This is a genomic window from Brevundimonas diminuta (assembly GCF_050310045.1).
GTDB classification, from domain to species: domain Bacteria; phylum Pseudomonadota; class Alphaproteobacteria; order Caulobacterales; family Caulobacteraceae; genus Brevundimonas; species Brevundimonas diminuta_F.
Map to the genome: position 1 here is coordinate 2,407,826 of NZ_CP190005.1, position 18,538 is coordinate 2,426,363.

Annotated in this window: 12 protein-coding genes; 5 read left to right on the forward strand and 7 right to left on the reverse strand. The window is 66.9% G+C overall.

Annotated elements, in window-relative coordinates:
* The first annotated feature begins 111 nt into the window (after nucleotides 1-111).
* Nucleotides 112-1,455, forward strand: a complete 1,344-nt coding sequence (locus tag ACORJG_RS11580; protein WP_427789163.1) for an MFS transporter — start codon at nucleotides 112-114, stop codon at nucleotides 1,453-1,455.
* 113 nt (nucleotides 1,456-1,568) lie between these two features.
* Here ACORJG_RS11580 and ACORJG_RS11585 read toward each other — a convergent pair whose 3' ends face one another.
* The gene (locus ACORJG_RS11585) at nucleotides 1,569-3,746 is read right to left on the reverse strand and encodes a malate synthase G (protein WP_427789164.1); all 2,178 of its coding nucleotides are present in this window, start codon (nucleotides 3,744-3,746) and stop codon (nucleotides 1,569-1,571) included.
* A gap of 102 nt (nucleotides 3,747-3,848) precedes the next feature.
* On the opposite strand from ACORJG_RS11585, the gene ACORJG_RS11590 reads away from it, so the two are divergent.
* A complete protein-coding gene (locus ACORJG_RS11590) occupies nucleotides 3,849-4,739 on the forward strand; it encodes a LysR family transcriptional regulator (RefSeq protein WP_427789165.1) in 891 nt (296 codons plus the stop codon).
* 154 nt (nucleotides 4,740-4,893) lie between these two features.
* On the opposite strand, the gene ACORJG_RS11595 is transcribed toward ACORJG_RS11590, so the two are convergent.
* On the reverse strand, nucleotides 4,894-7,335 hold the full coding sequence (locus ACORJG_RS11595; protein ID WP_427789166.1) for a S9 family peptidase: 2,442 nt from the start codon (nucleotides 7,333-7,335) through the stop codon (nucleotides 4,894-4,896).
* A gap of 174 nt (nucleotides 7,336-7,509) precedes the next feature.
* On the opposite strand from ACORJG_RS11595, the gene ACORJG_RS11600 reads away from it, so the two are divergent.
* Nucleotides 7,510-8,250 (forward strand): CoA transferase subunit A, encoded by a 741-nt coding sequence (locus ACORJG_RS11600; RefSeq protein WP_427789167.1) that lies wholly within the window; start codon nucleotides 7,510-7,512, stop codon nucleotides 8,248-8,250.
* Entirely contained in the window at nucleotides 8,250-8,900 is a 651-nt protein-coding gene (locus ACORJG_RS11605; RefSeq protein WP_427789168.1) for a 3-oxoacid CoA-transferase subunit B, read from the forward strand. The genes ACORJG_RS11600 and ACORJG_RS11605 overlap by 1 nt, the downstream gene beginning before the upstream one ends.
* Before the next feature lie 120 nt (nucleotides 8,901-9,020).
* On the opposite strand, the gene glyS is transcribed toward ACORJG_RS11605, so the two are convergent.
* On the reverse strand, nucleotides 9,021-11,225 hold the full coding sequence (glyS, locus tag ACORJG_RS11610; protein ID WP_427789169.1) for a glycine--tRNA ligase subunit beta: 2,205 nt from the start codon (nucleotides 11,223-11,225) through the stop codon (nucleotides 9,021-9,023).
* Entirely contained in the window at nucleotides 11,225-12,124 is a 900-nt protein-coding gene (locus tag ACORJG_RS11615) for a glycine--tRNA ligase subunit alpha (RefSeq protein WP_427793029.1), read from the reverse strand. Before ACORJG_RS11615 ends, glyS begins: the two co-directional genes overlap by 1 nt.
* A gap of 111 nt (nucleotides 12,125-12,235) precedes the next feature.
* Between ACORJG_RS11615 and ACORJG_RS11620 the strand changes: the two genes are divergently transcribed.
* Entirely contained in the window at nucleotides 12,236-12,985 is a 750-nt protein-coding gene (locus tag ACORJG_RS11620) for a polysaccharide deacetylase family protein (protein ID WP_427789170.1), read from the forward strand.
* An 82-nt stretch (nucleotides 12,986-13,067) separates the two neighbouring features.
* Here ACORJG_RS11620 and ACORJG_RS11625 read toward each other — a convergent pair whose 3' ends face one another.
* The 3 genes from ACORJG_RS11625 to ACORJG_RS11635 all read right to left on the reverse strand — a co-directional run bounded on the left by ACORJG_RS11625 (nucleotide 13,068) and on the right by ACORJG_RS11635 (nucleotide 18,538).
* A complete protein-coding gene (locus ACORJG_RS11625) occupies nucleotides 13,068-16,376 on the reverse strand; it encodes an autotransporter domain-containing protein (RefSeq protein ID WP_427789172.1) in 3,309 nt (1,102 codons plus the stop codon).
* Nucleotides 16,377-16,710: 334 nt separating this feature from the next.
* Nucleotides 16,711-17,604 carry a hypothetical protein gene (locus ACORJG_RS11630; protein WP_427789174.1) on the reverse strand — a complete coding sequence of 298 codons (894 nt, stop codon included), beginning with the start codon at nucleotides 17,602-17,604 and terminating at the stop codon, nucleotides 16,711-16,713.
* A gap of 34 nt (nucleotides 17,605-17,638) precedes the next feature.
* Nucleotides 17,639-18,538: a 4-(cytidine 5'-diphospho)-2-C-methyl-D-erythritol kinase gene (locus ACORJG_RS11635; protein ID WP_427789176.1), complete on the reverse strand. Its 900-nt coding sequence runs from the start codon at nucleotides 18,536-18,538 to the stop codon at nucleotides 17,639-17,641.

Consider the following 18,538-nt stretch of genomic DNA (forward strand, 5'->3'; position numbering starts at 1 on the left):
ATTGGACAATCTGCCCTATCCCCAGTTGCAGCCATCGGGAGCAAAGGGGCGTTTCCTTCATTCTATTGTCGCGGGCGCGTGTGCGCCCCGGTTCCTGGAGCCTCATCGGTCATGAACGCAGCCAGCGGCGCGCCCTCTTCAGAGCCCCTTGAGCGGGACGCCAGCCGGATCAACGCACGAGACGGCAAAATCGACGCGGGCGAAGTCGCCATCGGCGTCATTATCGGCCGGACGTCGGAGTTCTTCGACTTCTTCGTCTACGCCATCGCCTCGGTCGTGGTGTTTCCGCAGTTGGTCTTCCCCTATGCGGGACCGCTGGGCGGGACGCTGCTGTCCTTCGCCGTCTTCGCCGTGGCCTTCATCGCCCGGCCGTTCGGCACGGCCCTGTTCATCGCCATCGACCGGCGCTTCGGGCGCGGGACCAAGCTGACCATCGCCCTGTTCCTGCTGGGCCTGTCGACGGTCTGTCTGGGTTTCCTGCCGGGACATGAGCAGGTCGGCCACTGGTCGGCCGCCATGCTGATCGTTCTGCGGATCGGTCAGGGCGTGGCTCTGGGCGGCGCCTGGGACGGCATGGCCTCCCTGCTGTCGGTCAGCGCCCCTGAAAAGCGTCGCGGCTGGTACGCCATGGTGCCGCAACTGGGCGCCCCGATCGGCCTGATGGTCGCCAGCGCCCTGTTCGCCTACTTCCTGACCAAGCTGTCGGCCGCCGACTTCATGGACTGGGGCTGGCGCTATCCCTTCTTCGTGGCCTTCGCCATCAACGTCGTGGCCCTGTTCGCGCGCCTGCGTATCGTGGTGACGCCCACCTTCCAGGCCGCCTTCGAAACGCTGGAGCTGCACCCCGCGCCCGTCGCCAAGGCTGTGCGTGAAGAAGGCGGCAGCATCGTCATCGGCGCCTTCGCCCCGCTGGCCAGCTTCGCCATGTTCCACATGGTGACGGTGTTCCCGCTGTCATGGGTCTTCCTCTACACCGACGAGGCGCCCAGCCGCTTCCTGATGATCGAGCTGATCGGCGCCGTCTTCGGCTTGTTCGCCATCCTCGCTTCGGGCTGGCTGGCCGACCGCTATGGCCGCCGCGCCCTGCTGGCGGTCACGGCGGCCGGCATCGCCGCCTTCTCGGGCTTTGCGCCCCAGCTTCTGGACGGCGGTTCTGCGGGCGAGCTGAGCTATATGATCCTGGGCTTCATCCTGCTGGGCCTGTCGTTCGGTCAGGCGTCGGGTTCGATCGCCTCCAGCTTCAGCCTGAAGAACCGCTACACCGCCTCGGCCCTGACGTCGGACCTGGCGTGGCTGTTCGGCGCGGGCTTCGCCCCGCTGGCGGCGCTGGCGCTGTCGGGCCGGTTCGGGCTGGTGGCGGGCGGCGCCTATCTGCTGTCGGGCGCAATCTGCACCCTGCTGGCCCTGTGGCTGAACCGCGAACTGGCCAAGGGCGCCGCAGGCGCCAAGGCCTAAGACGTTTCTCCCCCCGTCGGAAAGAAGAGGCGCGGCCAGCCGGTCGCGCCTCTTTTTTTGCGCTATCGCTCGCCGCGCGGCGCCTCGCTGCTTGAGCGCGGCGGCGTGTGTGGTCAGCCCTGCGCCTTGGCCTTGCGGCGCCAGTGGGTCAGCAGGTGCTCGGTGTAGCCGTTCGGCTGTTCCCTGCCCTTGAACACCAGATCGCAGGCCGCCTGCCACGCCGGACCCTCATATCCCGGCGCCAAAGGGCGATAGTCCGCATCGCCCGCGTTCTGGCGATCCACCACCACAGCCATACGCTTTAGCGCCTCCATGACCTCGTCCTCGGTCGTGACGCCGTGACGCAGCCAGTTGGCCAGATGCTGGCTGGAGATGCGCAGCGTCGCTCGATCCTCCATCAGGCCCACGTCGTGAATGTCCGGCACCTTGGAGCAGCCGACGCCCTGATCCACCCAGCGCACGACGTAGCCCAGAATGCCCTGGGCGTTGTTGTCCAGCTCCTGCCGGATCTCGTCCGCGCTCGGCGTTCCGGTTGCGAACGGCGGGGTCAACAGTGGCGTCAGGCCAGTCTGTGCGCGCGTCGCGATCTCGGCCTGACGCGCCCAGACGTCGACCTCGTGGTAATGCAGGGCGTGAAGGGTCGCCGCCGTCGGCGACGGAACCCACGCCGTCGAGGCGCCCGCGCGCGGGTGGCCCGCCTTGGCCGCCAGCATGTCGCCCATGCGGTCGGGCGCGGCCCACATGCCCTTGCCGATCTGCGCCCGGCCCGACAGGCCCGCCTTCAGACCGATGTCGACATTGCGATCCTCATAGGCCTTGATCCAGCCGGTCTCGCGCACCGCCTCCTTACGGACGACGGGGCCGCCTTCCATCACCGTGTGGATCTCGTCGCCCGTGCGATCCAGGAAGCCGGTGTTGATGAAGACCACCCTGCCCTTCGCCGCCGCGATGCAGTTCATCAGGTTGACGCTGGTGCGGCGCTCCTCGTCCATGATGCCCATCTTCAGCGTCAGGGCGGGCAGGCCCAGCATGGTCTCGACGGCGCCGAACAGTTCGTCGGTGAAGGCCACTTCGTCCGAGCCGTGCATCTTGGGCCGCACCACATAGACCGAGCCCGCCGGACTGTTGCGCGCCTCAGCCGGGCGACGCAGGTCGTGCAGGCCGATCAGGCCCATCATGGCGATGTCCAGCAGATGCTCGGGCGTCTCACGTCCGTGGGCGTCCAGAACGGCGTCGGTCGTCAGGTGCAGGCCGACGTTGCGCACCAGCATCAGGCTGCGCCCCTTCAAGGCCAACCGCGATCCATCCGGCGCCGTATAGAGACGGTCGGGGTTCAGCCGCCGCTCGACCGTGCGGCCGTCCTTCTCGAAGTCGGCCTGAAGATCGCCGCGCATCAGGCCCAGCCAATTGGCGTAGACCAGACGCTTGTCCGCCGCATCGACGGCGGCGACGCTGTCCTCGGCGTCGGCGATGGCCGACAGGGCCGCCTCGACCAGCACATCGGCGACGCCCGCCGGGTCGTCACGGCCAATGCGGTGCGCCCGGTCGATGACGATCTCCAGATGCAGGCCGTTGTGGCGCAACAGGACGCCCGACGGCGCATCGGCCTTGCCCGAATAGCCCGCGAACACATCCGCGCCCGCCAGCCCCGTCTCCAGCCCGCCGTCCAGCGTCACGATCAGGCGGCCATGCTCGACCCGATAGGCCGCGGCCTGAGCGTGCGATCCGGTCGCCAGCGGCGCCGCCTGATCCAGAAACGCGCGAGCGCGAGCGATGACTTTGGCGCCGCGCTCGACGTCATAGCCGCCCGCCTTGGGCGCCTCGCCCAGCGCATCGGTGCCGTAAAGCGCGTCATACAGGCTGCCCCAGCGCGCATTGGCCGCGTTGAGCAGATAGCGGGCGTTGGTCAGCGGCACGACCAGCTGCGGCCCGGCCATGGTCGCGATCTCGGGATCGACGTTCGCCGTCTCGGCCTGCACGCCGTCGCGCTCGGTCTCGATATAGCCGATCTCGTGCAGATAGGCCTGATAGGCCGCCTGATCCGGCTGGCCCGGATAGGCGCGGTGCCAGTCGTCCAGCTTGCGCTGAAGCTGGTCGCGGCGCTCCAGCAGGTCGCGGTTGCGACGGCCGAAGCGGGCCAGCAGCCCCTCAACCCCGGCCCAGAAAGCCTCGGCGCTGACGCCCGAATCCGGCGTCGCCTGATCGCGCACGAATGCGTCCAGTTCGGCGGCGACCTTCAGCGCGCCGTGGCGGACGTAGGCATCAGCGGGGGTCGTGGGGGCGTCGAACATGGCGGTCTCCTTCAGTCTGGAGATTAAGCCGTCATGGCCTGCGCTATCCACGGCGAAGAAAGACGCTTATCTTTGCATAATCCGCAATGATGAGAGCCCGCCATGCTGGCCGAGTATGAAATCTTCGTCCGTGCGCTGGAGGAAGGCAGCCTGTCCGCCGCCGCGCGTCGGCTGGACCTGTCGCCCGCCGTGGCCTCGCGCAGGCTGGCGCGGCTGGAGGACCGGCTGGGGGTGCGTCTGATCGAGCGCACCTCGCGCCGTCTGGCCCCGACCGAGGCCGGGCGGCTGGTCTATGACCGCGCGGCGCAATTGTTGGAGGGGGTCGAGGATCTGGAGGCCGTGGTGTCGCGTCGCACGACGCAGGCGCGCGGCCTGCTGCGCGTGTCAGCCCCGACCTCGTTCGGACGGCGACGGCTGGCGCCGCTGCTCCAGCCGTTTCTGGCGGCCCAGCCCCGCCTGACGCTGGAGCTGAACCTGAGCGACGCCTTCGTCGACCTGATGGCCGAAGACGTCGACGTGGCGGTGCGGATCGGCGGCTATGAGGCGGAGAACCCGCTGATGCATCGTCTGGCCCCGAACCGGCGGGTGCTGTGCGCCTCCCCCGCCTATCTGGCCGAGCACGGCGCGCCGGACAGTCTGGATGACCTGCGCCGCCACGCCCAGCTGGCGGCCGAGAACCAGTCGACATGGCGGCTGGAAGGCCCCGAAGGCCCCGTCGTCTTTCGCGCCCGCAGCCGGGTGCGGACGAACTCAAGCGAAGTGGCGCGTGAACTGGCGTTGGCGGGCGGCGGCGTGGCCCTGCGCTCGACCTGGGACGTCGGCGACGAGCTGCGCGACGGGCGGCTGAAGGTGGTGCTGCCGCAGTATTCAGGATCGTCGGACGTGGCGATCTTCGCCCTGACGGCAGGCCGGGCGCGAGCCGAAACCCGCGTCCGCGCCTTCATCAACTTCCTCAGCGGCCTGTATGGCGAAACGCCGGATTGGGACCGCTGATCCTTCTCCCCTTGTGGGAGAAGGTGGACGGCGAAGCCGGGCGGATGAGGGGTGCGAAGACCGGGGCTGGCGACATCCATTCAGACGTCGCGCCGACACCCCTCATCCGGCCCTGACGGGCCACCTTCTCCCTCAAGGGGAGAAGGATTCTGGCTCACTTCATCCAGCGATCCAGCCACGACGACATCTCATACAGTGTGTGACCCACCGATTCCCGCGCGCGATAGCCGTGGGCCTCCAGCGGCAGGACAACATAACGCGCTGTCGCGCCATTGCCCTTCAGCGCCGCATAGAAGCGTTCGCTCTGCACCGGGAAGGTGCCCGAGTTGTCGTCCGCCTCGCCGTGAATCAGCAGGATCGGCTCGTTGATCCGGTTGGCGTAGGTGAAGGGCGACATGGCGTTATAGGTCTCGGTCGCCTCCCAGTAGTTGCGCTGTTCCGCCTGGAAGCCGAACGGCGTCAGGGTGCGGTTATAAGCGCCCGAGCGCGCGATGCCGGTCCTGAACAGATCGGTGTGCGCCAAGAGGTTCGCCGTCATGAAGGCGCCGTAGCTGTGCCCGCCGACGGCGATGCGCTCGCGATCCGCCACGCCCAGAGCCACCACGGCGTCGACCGCCGCCTTGGCGCTGGCCGACAGCTGCTCGATGTAGGTGTCGTTCGGCTCGGCCCCGTCGCGGCCGATGATCGGCATCGTCGGGTTGTCCAGGATGGCGTAGCCCTGGGTCAGCAGGAACAGGTGACTCGACCCCGACGGCCGCACGAAGCGGTTGTCGGTGTCCACGACCTGACCGGCGACAGCGGCGTCGGTGAACTCGGCCGGATAGGCCCACATCAACAGCGGCAGCGGACCGTCGCGATCCTTGTCATAACCGGCGGGCAGATACAGCGTCCCCGACAGCTCCACCCCATCATCGCGGGTGTAGGTGATCAACTGGCGCGTGGCCCCGGCCAGTTGCGGCGCCGGGTCGGGGAAGTTCGTCAGTTGGGTGACGCCGCCATCCAGATCGCGCACGCGGAGATTGGCCGGGTCGGTGCGGCTTTCGCGATAGGTGACCAGCTTGCGGCCCGCCTCGTCCAGCACGCCGACGACGGTTTCATACTCGCCCTGAGCCGAGCGCCAGACGCGCTCCGTCTCGCCCGATTTCAGGTCCAGCAGGTCGAGGAAGGGGTAAGCGCCCTCACGGGTCGCCCCGTCGCCCTCGACGAAGACCTTGGAGCCGTCGGCGCTGAAGCGCATGACCGAGCGGCCGCGCGCGTTCGGCTCGGTCACGACCGAGCCGGGGTCATTGTAGCGGTCCTGATAGTTGCGATCGACCAGAACACGGCCCTGCCCCGGGTTCGACGGATCGATCAGGGTGCGCGTCTCGTGCCGGGTGTTGAACCAGCGGCTGTTGACGATGGCGACATCGTTCCGGCCCCAGGTGGTTCCGGCATAGCGTTCCTTCAGGTCGATCAGGGTCTGCACCCGGTCGTTGAAGGGCGCGCGCAGCATGAAGACGCGGTCGCGCACCTCGGCGGGGTTGCGCGGATCGCCGCCGTCCTGAGCCTCGGCCCAGACCAGAGTGGCGTCGGCGTCCGCGCGCCACTGCACCGCGCGCGGCCCCGGCGCTACGGCGTCGAACGGCGTCGGCACATTGTCGCGCAGCGGCAGGTCGGCCACGCGGTGCACCTGACGCCCGTTCATGTCGGTGACGATGATGTCCGACGGAAACAGGCTGGCCGGCACGACATAGGAATAGGGCTTCTTCACCCGCGTCTGCAGGATGTAGCGACCGTCCGGCGAGGTCGACAGGCCCAGAATGACGCCCGGCTGGCCCACGGATCGCGCGCGCCCGTTCAGCGACACCACCGTCGGCTGGCTGGTGAAATAATAGTCGAACAGAGCCTCATCGCCCGCATTGGACAGCAGGTCCTGATAGGTCCGCACCGGCGCGGCGCGGCCGCCTGTCTCGGTGATGATCGGACCTTCCGGCGGATGGTCGACATTCGGTGCCAGACCGCGCCCTGCCGGAACCGCCAGCACCAGCAGGCCCGAAGAATCCGACAGCCAGGTAAAGCCGCCGCCCGTCGCGGCGTTGACCATCGGTCCGTTCAGCCTGCGCGCCTTGGCCTGAGCGACATCGGCGGTCCACAGTTCCAGCCCGTTCGGCGCATTGAGCAGAAAGGCCACGGTCTGGCCGTCCGGCGCCCAGCTGACGTTGGTCAGGCGCGCATTGGCGGGCAGGCCCGTCACCGGGCGCGCAGCCCCGCCGTCCACTGTCTGGAAGCTGAGCCCCGTCAGCCATGCGACGCGGCTGTTGGCCGGGCCGTTGTTCTTCGGATTGATGCGATAGCCCGCCAGCCGCAGCATCGGCTCGGCCAGTTCGGCGATCGGCGGCAGATTGGCGCGGTCGCTGAGCAGCAGGGTCTTGCGGTCCGGGCTGATGCTGACGCCGGGATTGGGCTTGGCGTCCAGAATCTGGGCGATCGGCGACGGGGGCTGATGATACGTGGGCGCGGCATCCTGGGCGACCGCTGCAACCGGCAGGATCAGGGCAGGGACGGCGGCGGCGAGAACCAGGGCGGGCAAGGCGGCCCGCAACAGACGGTGGCGCATGGAGCTTCCTCGTTGAAGACACGGCTTGGACGGTCAGCTTTGCGGTCCGGTGGCGCCGGGGTCAACCACGCGGCTTTACGGCGGACAGGTCGGCTTGCCGCTTGCCCCTCCCCTTCCCCCGCTTTAATGACGGAGATGACCGCGATATTCATCAGACGGTGAAAAGGGAGTTCGATGGGCAAGATTTACGCTGACGTGAAGTCCGCGCTGGAGGGGCTGACATTCGACGGCATGACCGTCATGTCCGGCGGCTTCGGCCTGTGCGGTATTCCCGAGAACCTGATCGCAGGTCTGCGCGATACGGGCGTGAAGGGGCTGACCGTCATCTCCAACAATGCGGGTGTGGACGGCTTCGGTCTGGGCCAGTTGCTGGAAACGCGCCAGATCGCGAAAATGATCTCGTCCTACGTCGGCGAGAACAAGGAGTTCGAGCGCCAGTATCTGGCCGGAGAGCTGCAACTGGAGTTCAACCCGCAAGGCACCCTGGCCGAGCGCATCCGCGCGGGCGGCGCAGGCATCCCCGCCTTCTTCACCGCCACCGGCGTCGGCACCCTGGTCGCTGAAGGCAAGGAAGTGCGCGAATTCGACGGCCGCAAGTACGTCATGGAGACGGGGCTGGTCGCCGACCTGTCCATCATCAAGGCGTGGAAGGCCGATGAGCGCGGCAATCTGATCTTTCGCAAGACGGCCCGCAACTTCAACCCGATGATGGCCACCGCCGGTAAGGTGACGGTCGTCGAGGTGGAAGAGATCGTGCCCGTCGGCTCGCTGGACCCCGACCACATCCACACGCCGGGCGTCTATGTCGACCGCCTGATCCAGACCGTGTCCGAGAAGCGCATCGAACAGCGCACTGTCCGTCAGAAGGAGCCGGGCTCAAGTAGCGAAGCGGTAGCCCAAAGGGAGAATGTATAATGGCCCGCACTCGCGAACAACTGGCTGAACGCGCCGCCAAGGAGCTGCAGGACGGCTTCTATGTGAACCTGGGCATCGGCATCCCGACACTGGTGGCCAACTATATCCCCGAGGGCATGACCGTCACGCTGCAGAGCGAGAACGGCATGCTGGGCATGGGCCCCTTCCCCTATGAGGGCGAGGAGGACCCCGACCTGATCAACGCCGGCAAGCAGACGATCACGGAGATCCCCGAGAGCGCCTATTTCAGCTCTGCCGACAGCTTCGCCATGATCCGCGGCGGCCACATCAACCTGTCGATCCTCGGCGCGATGGAAGTGGCCCAGAACGGCGACATCGCTAACTGGATGATCCCCGGCAAGCTGGTGAAGGGCATGGGCGGTGCCATGGATCTGGTCGCGGGCGTCAAGCGCGTGGTCGTGGTCATGGATCACGCCAACAAGCACGGCCAGTCCAAGGTGCTGAAGGCCTGCACCCTGCCGCTAACCGGCACGGGCGTGGTCAGCCGCATCATCACCGACCTGGCCGTCTTTGACGTCAAGCCGGACGGCTCGGGGCTGGAACTGATCGAACTGGCCGACGGCGTCACGCTGGACGAAGTCGCGGCCAAGACCGAGGCCGACTACACGGTGGCGGCGAAACTGGGCTGAACCGCGCCTCTTCCGCTGTGAAAACAGAAACCCCGGCGTCCTCGCGGTCGCCGGGGTTTTTCACGTCTTCCTTCTCACCTCGAGGGGATAAGGTTTACCGACTGGGGCTGCCTGAGCGCCTCAACCGGCGATCTGACCGAAGTCGGCGACGCGGTTCATGACGCCGCGCACCTGAACCAGCAGCTTCAGGCGGTTTTCGCGCTCTTCAGCCACGTCGGAGTTGACCATGACGGCGGTGAAGAAGGCGTCCACCGGGCCGCGCAGGGCGGCCAGCGCCGTCATGGCGGCGGCGAAATCCTCGGCCTCCAGCGCGGTGTCCACCGCCGCAGCAGCCGCCGTCGCCGCATTGGCCAGAGCGACCTCTTCCGCAGGCTGGTTCGGCAGGCCGGTGGCGACGGCGCCTTCCGGCAGCGGCCCCTTCTTCTCCTCGGCCTTCAGCAGCTGGGCGGCGCGCTTGTAGCCCGCCAGCAGGTTCGCCCCGTCGTCCGTCGCCAGGAAGGCGGCCAGCGCCTCCACCCGACGCACGATCCGCACCAGATCGTCGTCGCCCAGCACGAAGACGGCCGCCACGAGGTCGTGACGCTGGCCCTTGTCGCGCAGGAGGACGGTCAGGCGATCGGCGAAAAAATTAACTAGATCAAATGCAACAGAACTGGCTCGTGATAGCTCTTCTTCACTCAAAGGAGCGACAATTTCGTCTTCCCAAGAGTCACTAACCTCCACAAGCTCAGTGCTCTTTGCACCTTGACGCTCTGCTTCATCTAGAGCTTCAGCACGCAATTCCAGCCTTGAGATACGATCAAGACGGACGTGTTCTTTTAGCCTTTCAAAAACAATGCCCTGCAACGGCATCCGCACCCCGTTCTCCAGCACCAGCCGGATCACGCCCAGCGCGGCGCGGCGCAAGGCGTAGGGATCCTTCGAGCCCGTGGGCTTTTCGTCGATGGCGAAGAAGCCGACCAGGGTGTCCAGCTTTTCGGCCATGGCGACGGCGACTGTGACCGGGGCGGTCGGGACGGTGTCGCCCGGTCCCTGCGGCTTGTAGTGGTCGCGGATGGCGTCGGCCACGGCGTCGGGCTGACCGGCCAGACGGGCGTAGTAGCCGCCCATGATCCCTTGCAGTTCCGGGAACTCGCCCACCATGCCCGAGGCCAGATCGGCCTTGGACAGGCGCGCGGCCTGTTCGGCCTGAGCCGCGTCGGCGCCGACCAGCGGGGCGATCTCGCGCGCCAGCGCCGCGATGCGGTCCACCCGCTCGGCCAGCGTGCCCAGCTTGGCGTGGAAGGTGACGTCCTTCAGCTTGGCGTTCCATGCGTCGAAGCCGACCTTCTGGTCCTCGGTCCAGAAGAACTCCGCGTCGCTGAGACGGGCCGACAGCACCTTGGCGTTGCCCGCCGCCAGAGCCTGCCCGCCGTCGGTCGCCTCGACGTTGGCGACGACGACGAAGTGCGGGGCCAATTCCTTAGATTCTGGGCCTTCCTTGCCCGGTTCGCGCACGGCGAAATACTTCTGGTGCACCTTCATCGACAGCTGGACCACTTCCGGCGGAAGAGCCAGGAACTGCGGGTCCATGTCGCCGAGGATCGGCGTCGGCCATTCGGCCAGACCCGACACCTCGTCCAGCAGGCCGTCGTCATCGACCAGAGCCAGCCCCTTGGCCGCGCACACGGCCTTGGCGCCTTCAAGGATGCGCAGCTTGCGATCGGCGGCGTCCAGCAGGACGAAGTTGCGCTCCAGCTTGGTGCGATAATCGGCGAAGTCCTTGACCGCGAACGGCTGGCCCGCGCCCATGAAGCGGTGCCCCTCGGTCACGTCGCCGCTCTGGATGCCGTCGACCTCGAACGGGATCACCGCGCCGTCGAACAGGGCCAGAATGCGCTTGATCGGCCGCACCCAGCGCAGGGTGCCTGTGCCCCAGCGCATCGACTTGGGCCAGGGGAAGTGGCGGATGATGTCGTCGACGCTCTCGGCCACGACCTCGGTGGTTGCGCGGCCCTTGCTGCTGATTTCGGCGAACCAGACGCCGTCGCGCTCGACCAGTTGGTCCTGCGTCAGGCCGGTCTTGCGCAGGAAACCTTCCAGCGCCTGCGCGGGCGCCGAGGTTTTCGGCCCCTTCAGCTCTTCGTTGCGGTCGGGCGTGGCGGCGGGCAGGCCGTCGATGACCAGCGTCAGGCGGCGCGGCCCGGCATAGGTCGTCAGCGCGTCCCAGGTCAGGCCTGCGGCCTTCAGGCGGTCCGACGCCATGCGCTCCAGATCGCGCGCGGCGCCCTGTTGCATACGGGCGGGGATTTCTTCGGAGAAGATTTCGAGGAGAAGCTGGGACATCAGGCGGTCGCCCGTTCGTGTTCGACTTGAGCGAGGGCGCAGGCTTTGCACAGGTCGCGGATGCGGCCGATGTAGCTCTGGCGTTCGGCGACGGCGATGGCGCCGCGGGCGTCCATCAGGTTGAACAGGTGCGAGGCCTTCAGCACCTGGTCATAGGCGGGCAGCACCAGCGGCTGCCCCTGCGGCCCCTTCATCTCAAGGAAGTGGGCGGCCTCGCGCTCCATGTCCTCAAAGCGGCGCTTCAGCGCGGCGACGTCATAGCCGTGGAAGTTGGCCTCGGACTGCTGACGCTCGTTCTCGAGGAAGACCTCGCCATAGGTCAGGCCTTCCTTGTTGAACTTCAGGTCATAGACGTTGTCGACGCCCTGAACATACATGGCCAGACGCTCCAGCCCGTAGGTCAGTTCGCCCGAGACGACGTCGACCTCGATGCCGCCGACGCCCTGGAAATAGGTGAACTGCGTCACCTCCATGCCGTCGCACCAGACCTCCCAGCCCAGGCCCCAGGCGCCGACGGTGGGGTTCTCCCAGTCGTCCTCGACGAAGCGGATGTCGTGCAAGCTGGGGTCGATGCCGATGGCGCGCAGGGAGTTCAGATACAGCTCCTGCAGGTTGTCGGGGTTCGGCTTCAGGATGACCTGATACTGGTAATAGTGCTGCAGCCGGTTGGGGTTTTCGCCATATCGGCCGTCGCCGGGACGGCGCGACGGCTGGACATAGGCGGCCTTCCACGGCTTCTTGCCCAGCGCCCGCAGCACGGTGGCGGGGTGCAGGGTGCCGGCGCCGACCTCGATGTCATAGGGCTGCAGAATAGCGCAGCCCTGCTCGCTCCAATAATGGTGCAGGGTCAGGATCAGGTCCTGAAACGATAGAGGTTCAGCAGCGGCCACGGTCGACATTTCGGTCCGATTTCGGGAGGCGCGGACCATAGGGCCGCCACGCTTCGCCAGCAAGGCGAGGCGGCGCAATCCTTCATCCTTCTGCAAGCGCGGATGCGCTAGAAGACGCCCATGATGCAGCAACGGATCGATCAGATGCGCCGCCGGGCGGCGCGCTATATGGGCGTCAGGCCGGTGACGGTCGCGCCCGCGCGCGGGATTCTCAGCCTCAGCTTCGATGATTTTCCGGCCAGCGCCTGGACCGAGGCGGGGCCGATCCTGGCTGAACACGGGATCAGGGCGACCTATTACGTCGCGGGCGGCCTGTGCGGCAGCGAGAACATCGGCAAGGCCCAGTTCGAGGTCGAACATCTTCAGGCCGCCCATGAGGCGGGGCATGAGGTCGGCTGCCACACCTTCGACCACGTCAGCGCCCTGCGCCTCAGCTCCGCCGAACTGACGAACCAGTTGGCGCGCAACGCCGAATGGGTGGCCGAGCGGCTGGACGGCCATGTCATGACCACCTTCGCCTGGCCCTTCGGCGATGTGGCGTTGGGCGCCAAGGGGGTGATCGACGAGCGCTTCCTGCTGGGACGCGGCGTGCGCGACGGGGTCAACGCCGGACGCGCCGACCGGGCCAACCTTCAGGCCATCGGCCTGGAGTCACGCCGCCTGCCCCACTACGACCTTGAGGCCCTGATCGCCCGCGCGGCCGAGGCGCCCGGCTGGCTGATCGCCTATGGCCATGATGTCGAGAGCGCCCCCACCCCCTACGGCTGCACGCCCGAGGATCTGGACCGGCTGATCCGTCTGGCCAAGGCGGCCGGGCTGGAGATCCTGCCGGTCGGCGAGGCGTGGGAGCGGTTGAGCGGCGACGCCTGAAAAGGAAACGCCGCCGCCCGCTGGGGACGACGGCGTCTGTTCGTCAGGATCGCCGGGACAGCAGCCCCGGCGCCCGCGCTGATCAGAACCGGAAGCTGATGCGGCCGGTCAGGCGGTGGTCCTTATAGTCGTCGTTGAAGACGCCCGAATAGCCGACCTCGATATTGGTCGACCGGTTCGCCTCGATGTTGAAACCGAGACCTGCCAGCAGCGAGCCGGAGTTCAGGTCCGCGCCTTCGATGCGGAACACCGGCCCGTCGGCAAAGGCCGCATTGAAGATCGGCCCGTCGCCGCTCAGATCCTCGCTCCAGGCCAGATGCCCGACCGCGGACAGCGCCGGACGGCCGTTTCCACCCGCCAGACGGGTTTCCGTGCGCAGGCCCGCCGTCAGCAGGTCCGACGTCTGCGACGCCTCTCCTGACAGGGCGGCGTCGCCCCCCAGTTCCACGACATCGGCGTCATACTCGATGCGGGTGTAGTTCAGGTAAGGCTCCAGAACCGTCGAACCCGCGACCGCCTTGCGCCAGGACACCTCGCCGTATGCCTGCCAGGCCTCGCCGTCGTAACGACCGGTCAGATGCTCGTTGAAGCGGTTCAGCGAGGCTGTCCGGTCGGTGCGCACGCGCGAATCCATCCATGCGCCGCCCAGACGGAAATCGAATGCGCCCAGGCTGGCGGCGCCATAGAGGCCGATGTGCCGGTTCTTGACCTCGCCGGTGGACGCCAGGCGGTTGGCGCGGATTTCCGACTCGCTTTCGCCGACCGCGACGCCGATGTGGGCGCGCCCGTCAAAAGTCTTTTCCACGCCAGCCATATAGCCGCTGGTCTCGCTGCGGAAGCCGGCCAGTTCGCCGTTGTCCTGACGGCCGCTGCCGAAGACGCCCGCCGCCCAGACGGCGACGCCTCGGCCGTCGTTCGGCTCGATCGCGCCGTTACGGCCCCGCGTCAGCATGGCGTCGCGGATGAAGCGCGAGTCGCCCGACGCCACGCCCGCCAGGGTGGCGTGGACTTCACCCGTCAGGCTGTTCAGCGCCCCGCGGACGTTATCGACGCTGCCGTCCAGGATGGCGTCTTCCAGGGACGTGTTACGGCCTGCCGGCGGATTGACCATGACCTCGCCGGTCATGACGTCCAGCGCCGCGCCGACCGACTTCTGGTTCGGCGTCACCCCGACCGAGGCGATGGTCACGTCATTGCGCGCCAGCGTCAGTTGAACGGCCTTGTCGCTGTAGGTCAGGATCGGCTTCAGGAAGGCCAGGTCGCTTTCGGCGCCCGCGAAGGCGCCGGTCACGCCGCCCTCGGACTGCAGGATGTTCATCCGGGTCCGCAGGTTCCATTCGCCCTGGTCGGCCTTCAGGATGACCTTGCCGCCTTCCAGCATCGTCTGGCCTTCGACCGCCACGCGCGAATGCTCGGCGCCGTTCAGGCTGGAGCGGATCCACAGATAGGAGCCGTCCTTGAACACCAGATTGTCGGCGATGGTCAGCGTGCCGAACGGATTGTCCTTGTCGCCCGGCGCCAGGACGCCGCCCTTGTCGACGATCACATCTGCCAGACGGCCCAGACCGCCCAACATGCCCAGTTCGGCCACCGTCGAGGTCGAGTTGATCAAACTGCCGTTGACGGTCAGCAGACCACCCTCAACGCGAGTCGCGCCGGTGTAGTCGTTGGCGCCCGTCAGGATCAGCTCGCCGCCGCCCTTTTTGACGATGCCGCCGATATCGTCGGGATACTCAGCCAGCACCTCGGCGGAATAGCGGTCGCGGGCGTCGCCGATGTCGTTGCTCCACACATCGACCGTGCCGACGCGGACATCCACGTCACGAACGGCGCGGAGGGCTGTCGGCCCCTTGAGCGCGACCTCCATCTGGGGCGCGCCCCAGCCGGACTTCAGGTCCACGCCAGGCGCATCCAGGTCCAGCGAACTGGACACCAGAATATCGGCGATCAGCGGCGTATCGTATTCGGGGAAATGCTCCATCAGCAGGGCCGCGAAGCCTGACACGTTCGGCGCCGCCATCGATGTGCCCGTATAGGCGGCGTAGTCCGGCCCCGTATAGTTGATCAGTGTTTCCAGCTTCTGCATCAGCAGGGCATTGGCATGCGTCAACACGTCAAACGAGAATTCCGGCGTCAGGATGGCCATGTTCTGCGTCGCTGTCAGCAGGTTCGCCAGTTCGGCGGTAAAGCCGTCCGGGTCGCCCATCCGTCCGCCCGAAATCAGCGTGATGGCCACCGCTTCGGCCGCCACCTTCTGGCGGGCGGCCGCTTCATCGAAAGGCAGACCGGCGTCCTCAGCGTCGTACTTTTCGTCCAGATAGGCGTACAGGGCGCCGAGGAAACGGTTGATCGCCGCATTTTGAAGCTGGGCGACAGTCGTCGCCGTATAGAGCGGCAGATAGTCCTGCGGACGGTACTGCGCCACGATGGCGTTGAAGTCGAAATCAAAGCCCGGCACGCCCGACACTATGGCATGGCCCGGCCCCGCCACGCACCAGGTTGCGGTCTGACCGCAGAAGCTTGTCGAGGGACTGGGGGTCAGTTCATCCGTATAGTTGGCGACCGACAGCCAATTGGAACGCAGGCGCGGATCCGACATCGGCGCCGCTGCGTCTATGCCAGCATGCACCCCGTAACCATTGCCCGCCGAGAAAACCACAAGCACGTCATTGTCCAGGACCGGCTTGTAGAAGTCGCCGTAGTTGCGGCTCAGCAGACTGCGCACCAGGGCGGCCGAAGCATCATAGGGAATGTTGTTCCCCGAACCCCAGCTGTTGTTGATGATACGAACCTCACCCGTCGCCGCCAGGTCCACGATATTGGTCTGGGCCGTGCTGACAATGTCATCCTTGATGTAGACGTCGCGGAACCACAGGAAATCGCCAGCGGCGAAATTGGTCGTGGCGGAATAGATGCCGGCGCCGAAGGCGTTGCCGAACATCAGCCCGTCTTCACGACGGCCGCCGCCGATGGTGCCTGCCACGTGGGTGCCGTGACCTTCCCAGCCGCGACGCGGATTGATCCGGCCGTCATTGCCGTAATCGTCCGAAACCACCGTATGAAGGCCCTTGATCTTGCCCTCGCCGCCGAACAGCGGGTGATCCATGTAAACGCCCGCGTCATTGACGCCGATCATCAGACCCTTGCCCGTCAGACCCAGGGCGTAAGCGTGTTCAAGTCCCAGATAGGCCTTGGAATAGTCGATCGAAAATTGCGCGTCTTCGCGCCAGGACGCCAGCGCCGCTTCATAGTCCGTCGTGCGCCCGCCATCCGCCGTATAATAGCCGCCCGGCGGCGGCGTGATGCTGGCGCGCGCTGAAACATCGCCAGCCCACATAAGGGCTGAACCCGCAGTCGCGACAAGCAGACCGGCCTTGAAAGCGTTAATCATGGAGCACCGCATCGAATAACAAATGGAAAGGTCGAGAGAATTCGCCGGTCCGACCGTCCGCTGACGTTCGCCTTACCATCCTCCCTGAACAGAATGTGACGAAAATTTCCGCGCACTGTCAAATATCAAACGAAGATAATTCTTGAGGTTAGCCTCACATCGAAGATGTGGTGATCAAGCTCACAAAGAGAAGAAAAACATGGATAAAGCCCGAAAGCGTAAACGATGACGCTCAATAGAAACTGGCCTAGCGCAATAGGTAGTGGAAAATTTATAGCACAAGTACGCTAATAAATAGAATATTTTATCCCTTAAATCTGTTTCATCGTTTCGATTACAAAAATCCTTTCTTGCCAGCCCAGCGGATCAGCGGCTTGCGCGGCCAGCACAGCAGCCAGGAGCAGGCGGCGTATTCGCCCTTCTCGATCATGGCGCGGCGCGTGGGCGAGGAAGCGGAGGCGCGCTCGTCATGGATGTCGCCGCCGCCCTGATGGATCATGAAGGCGCCGTTGTTCATCGGCGTGGTGCGCAGATAGGTCAGACGCGGGCTGATCGTCTCCAGCGGCGGGTCGAAGAACCAGCTTGAACCGATGACGCCCGCCAGTTCCGGCCGTGTCTGCAACAGGGCGGCGGCGGCGGCCCAGTTGCGTTCCCAGCCCGCCTCGTTGAAGTCCGACAGATCGCGCGCTTCGGTGTGCGTCTCCAGCCACGGACGCCAGCCGCCCGCCTGAACCCAGCCGATCAGCGGGCCGGGGCCGCGCCCGCCCAGCATATGCCGCACCACCAGCCCCGGCCCGACGGGCGAGGACAGGTCCAGCATCTGGGTGTTGCTGCCCGGCACGCTGAGGGCCAGCGACACGCGCACGTCCTTGGCCCAGAAGTCGGGGTCATAGGGATCGGCGCCGCTGTCCAGATAGGTCGCCAGACGGTCGATGTAGGTCGGATAGCCCGCCAGCACGGCCTGCGGCAGGCGCTGGGCGGCGATGCGGCCCGGCAGCTCCAGCGCCCAGGCGGCGATCAGGCCGCGTCTCTGGTCGTCGTTGGCGCCGTCGCCCAACAGACCGTCGACGGTGCGGGCGGCGAGCTCGAAATCCCAGTGGGGGGCGACCTCGGCGGCGGCGCGGGCGGCCGGTTCCTTGAGAGCCTCGACGCGGGCGCGGTCGGCGGGCGACAGACGCGACAGGACGCGTTCAAAGGCGGCGGTCTGTTCGGGCGAGAGCTGTGTCATGGCCACAGCTTGACCGCAGGGGCTGTAAATCCGGTTAAATTACCGGCCGCGGTTCGATGTCCGGCGCGCCGAGCACCACCGGCCGCGACCACCAGCCGGGACCGTCCAGCGCGAAGGCCGCCTCGATCGCCGCCGCGCGGTCGTCGAACAGGCCGAAGACCGTGGCCCCCGAACCCGACATCCGCGTCAGGCGACAGCCCGGCGCCGCGCGCATGGCTGCCAGCGCGCCCTCTATCCCCGGCGTGACCGACAGGGCGGGCGCCTCCAGATCATTGCGCTGCGCCGCCAGCCAGTCGATGACGGCGCCGACGGACCACTCATCCGGCGCCGTCGGGCGATCCGCCTCTGGCGACGGGGCGGCGTCATAGGCGCGATAGACCGCGCCCGTCGGCGACGGCAGGCCTGGGTTCAGCAGGACACCGTGCAGGATCGGCAGACGTTGCTCGTCTTCCAGCACCTCGCCGACGCCGGACGCCCAGGCCGGACGCGCGCGCAGGCACATGGGGCCGTCCGCCCCGGCGGCCAGAGACAGACGCTCAAGCTCCGTCTCGGACAGGTGGAGGCCCAGTAGGCGCGCGGTCAGCCGCAGCGCCGCGCCCGCATCGGCCGAGCCGCCGCCCAGCCCCGAGGCGATAGGCAGGCGCTTGTCCAGCGTCACGGCCACGGGCGGATCGCCGGTCCCCGCCGCCGCGCCCAGCGCGCGCAGGGCCTTGAGGATCAGATTGTCTTCCTCGGCCTGCAAGGCGGCGCCGAACGGTCCCTCGATCTCCAGCGACAGAGCTTCGGCGCGGCGCACCGTCACCCGGTCGCCGATATCGGCGAAGGCGGTCAGGCTGACCAGCGGATGATAGCCGTCGGCGCGCACCGGCCCGACGTGCAGCAACAGGTTGATCTTGGCGGGCGCCAGCCCCGTCAGGGCGTCATGCTCAGACAT

Coding starts and splice junctions, on each gene's coding strand:
- ACORJG_RS11580 (WP_427789163.1), top strand. CDS start 112: ATGAACGCAGCCAGCGGCGCGCCCTCTTCAGAGCCCCTTGAGCGGGAC.
- ACORJG_RS11585 (WP_427789164.1), bottom strand. CDS start 3,746: ATGTTCGACGCCCCCACGACCCCCGCTGATGCCTACGTCCGCCACGGC.
- ACORJG_RS11590 (WP_427789165.1), top strand. CDS start 3,849: ATGCTGGCCGAGTATGAAATCTTCGTCCGTGCGCTGGAGGAAGGCAGC.
- ACORJG_RS11595 (WP_427789166.1), bottom strand. CDS start 7,335: ATGCGCCACCGTCTGTTGCGGGCCGCCTTGCCCGCCCTGGTTCTCGCC.
- ACORJG_RS11600 (WP_427789167.1), top strand. CDS start 7,510: ATGGGCAAGATTTACGCTGACGTGAAGTCCGCGCTGGAGGGGCTGACA.
- ACORJG_RS11605 (WP_427789168.1), top strand. CDS start 8,250: ATGGCCCGCACTCGCGAACAACTGGCTGAACGCGCCGCCAAGGAGCTG.
- glyS (WP_427789169.1), bottom strand. CDS start 11,225: ATGTCCCAGCTTCTCCTCGAAATCTTCTCCGAAGAAATCCCCGCCCGT.
- ACORJG_RS11615 (WP_427793029.1), bottom strand. CDS start 12,124: ATGTCGACCGTGGCCGCTGCTGAACCTCTATCGTTTCAGGACCTGATC.
- ACORJG_RS11620 (WP_427789170.1), top strand. CDS start 12,236: ATGATGCAGCAACGGATCGATCAGATGCGCCGCCGGGCGGCGCGCTAT.
- ACORJG_RS11625 (WP_427789172.1), bottom strand. CDS start 16,376: ATGATTAACGCTTTCAAGGCCGGTCTGCTTGTCGCGACTGCGGGTTCA.
- ACORJG_RS11630 (WP_427789174.1), bottom strand. CDS start 17,604: ATGACACAGCTCTCGCCCGAACAGACCGCCGCCTTTGAACGCGTCCTG.
- ACORJG_RS11635 (WP_427789176.1), bottom strand. CDS start 18,538: ATGTCTGAGCATGACGCCCTGACGGGGCTGGCGCCCGCCAAGATCAAC.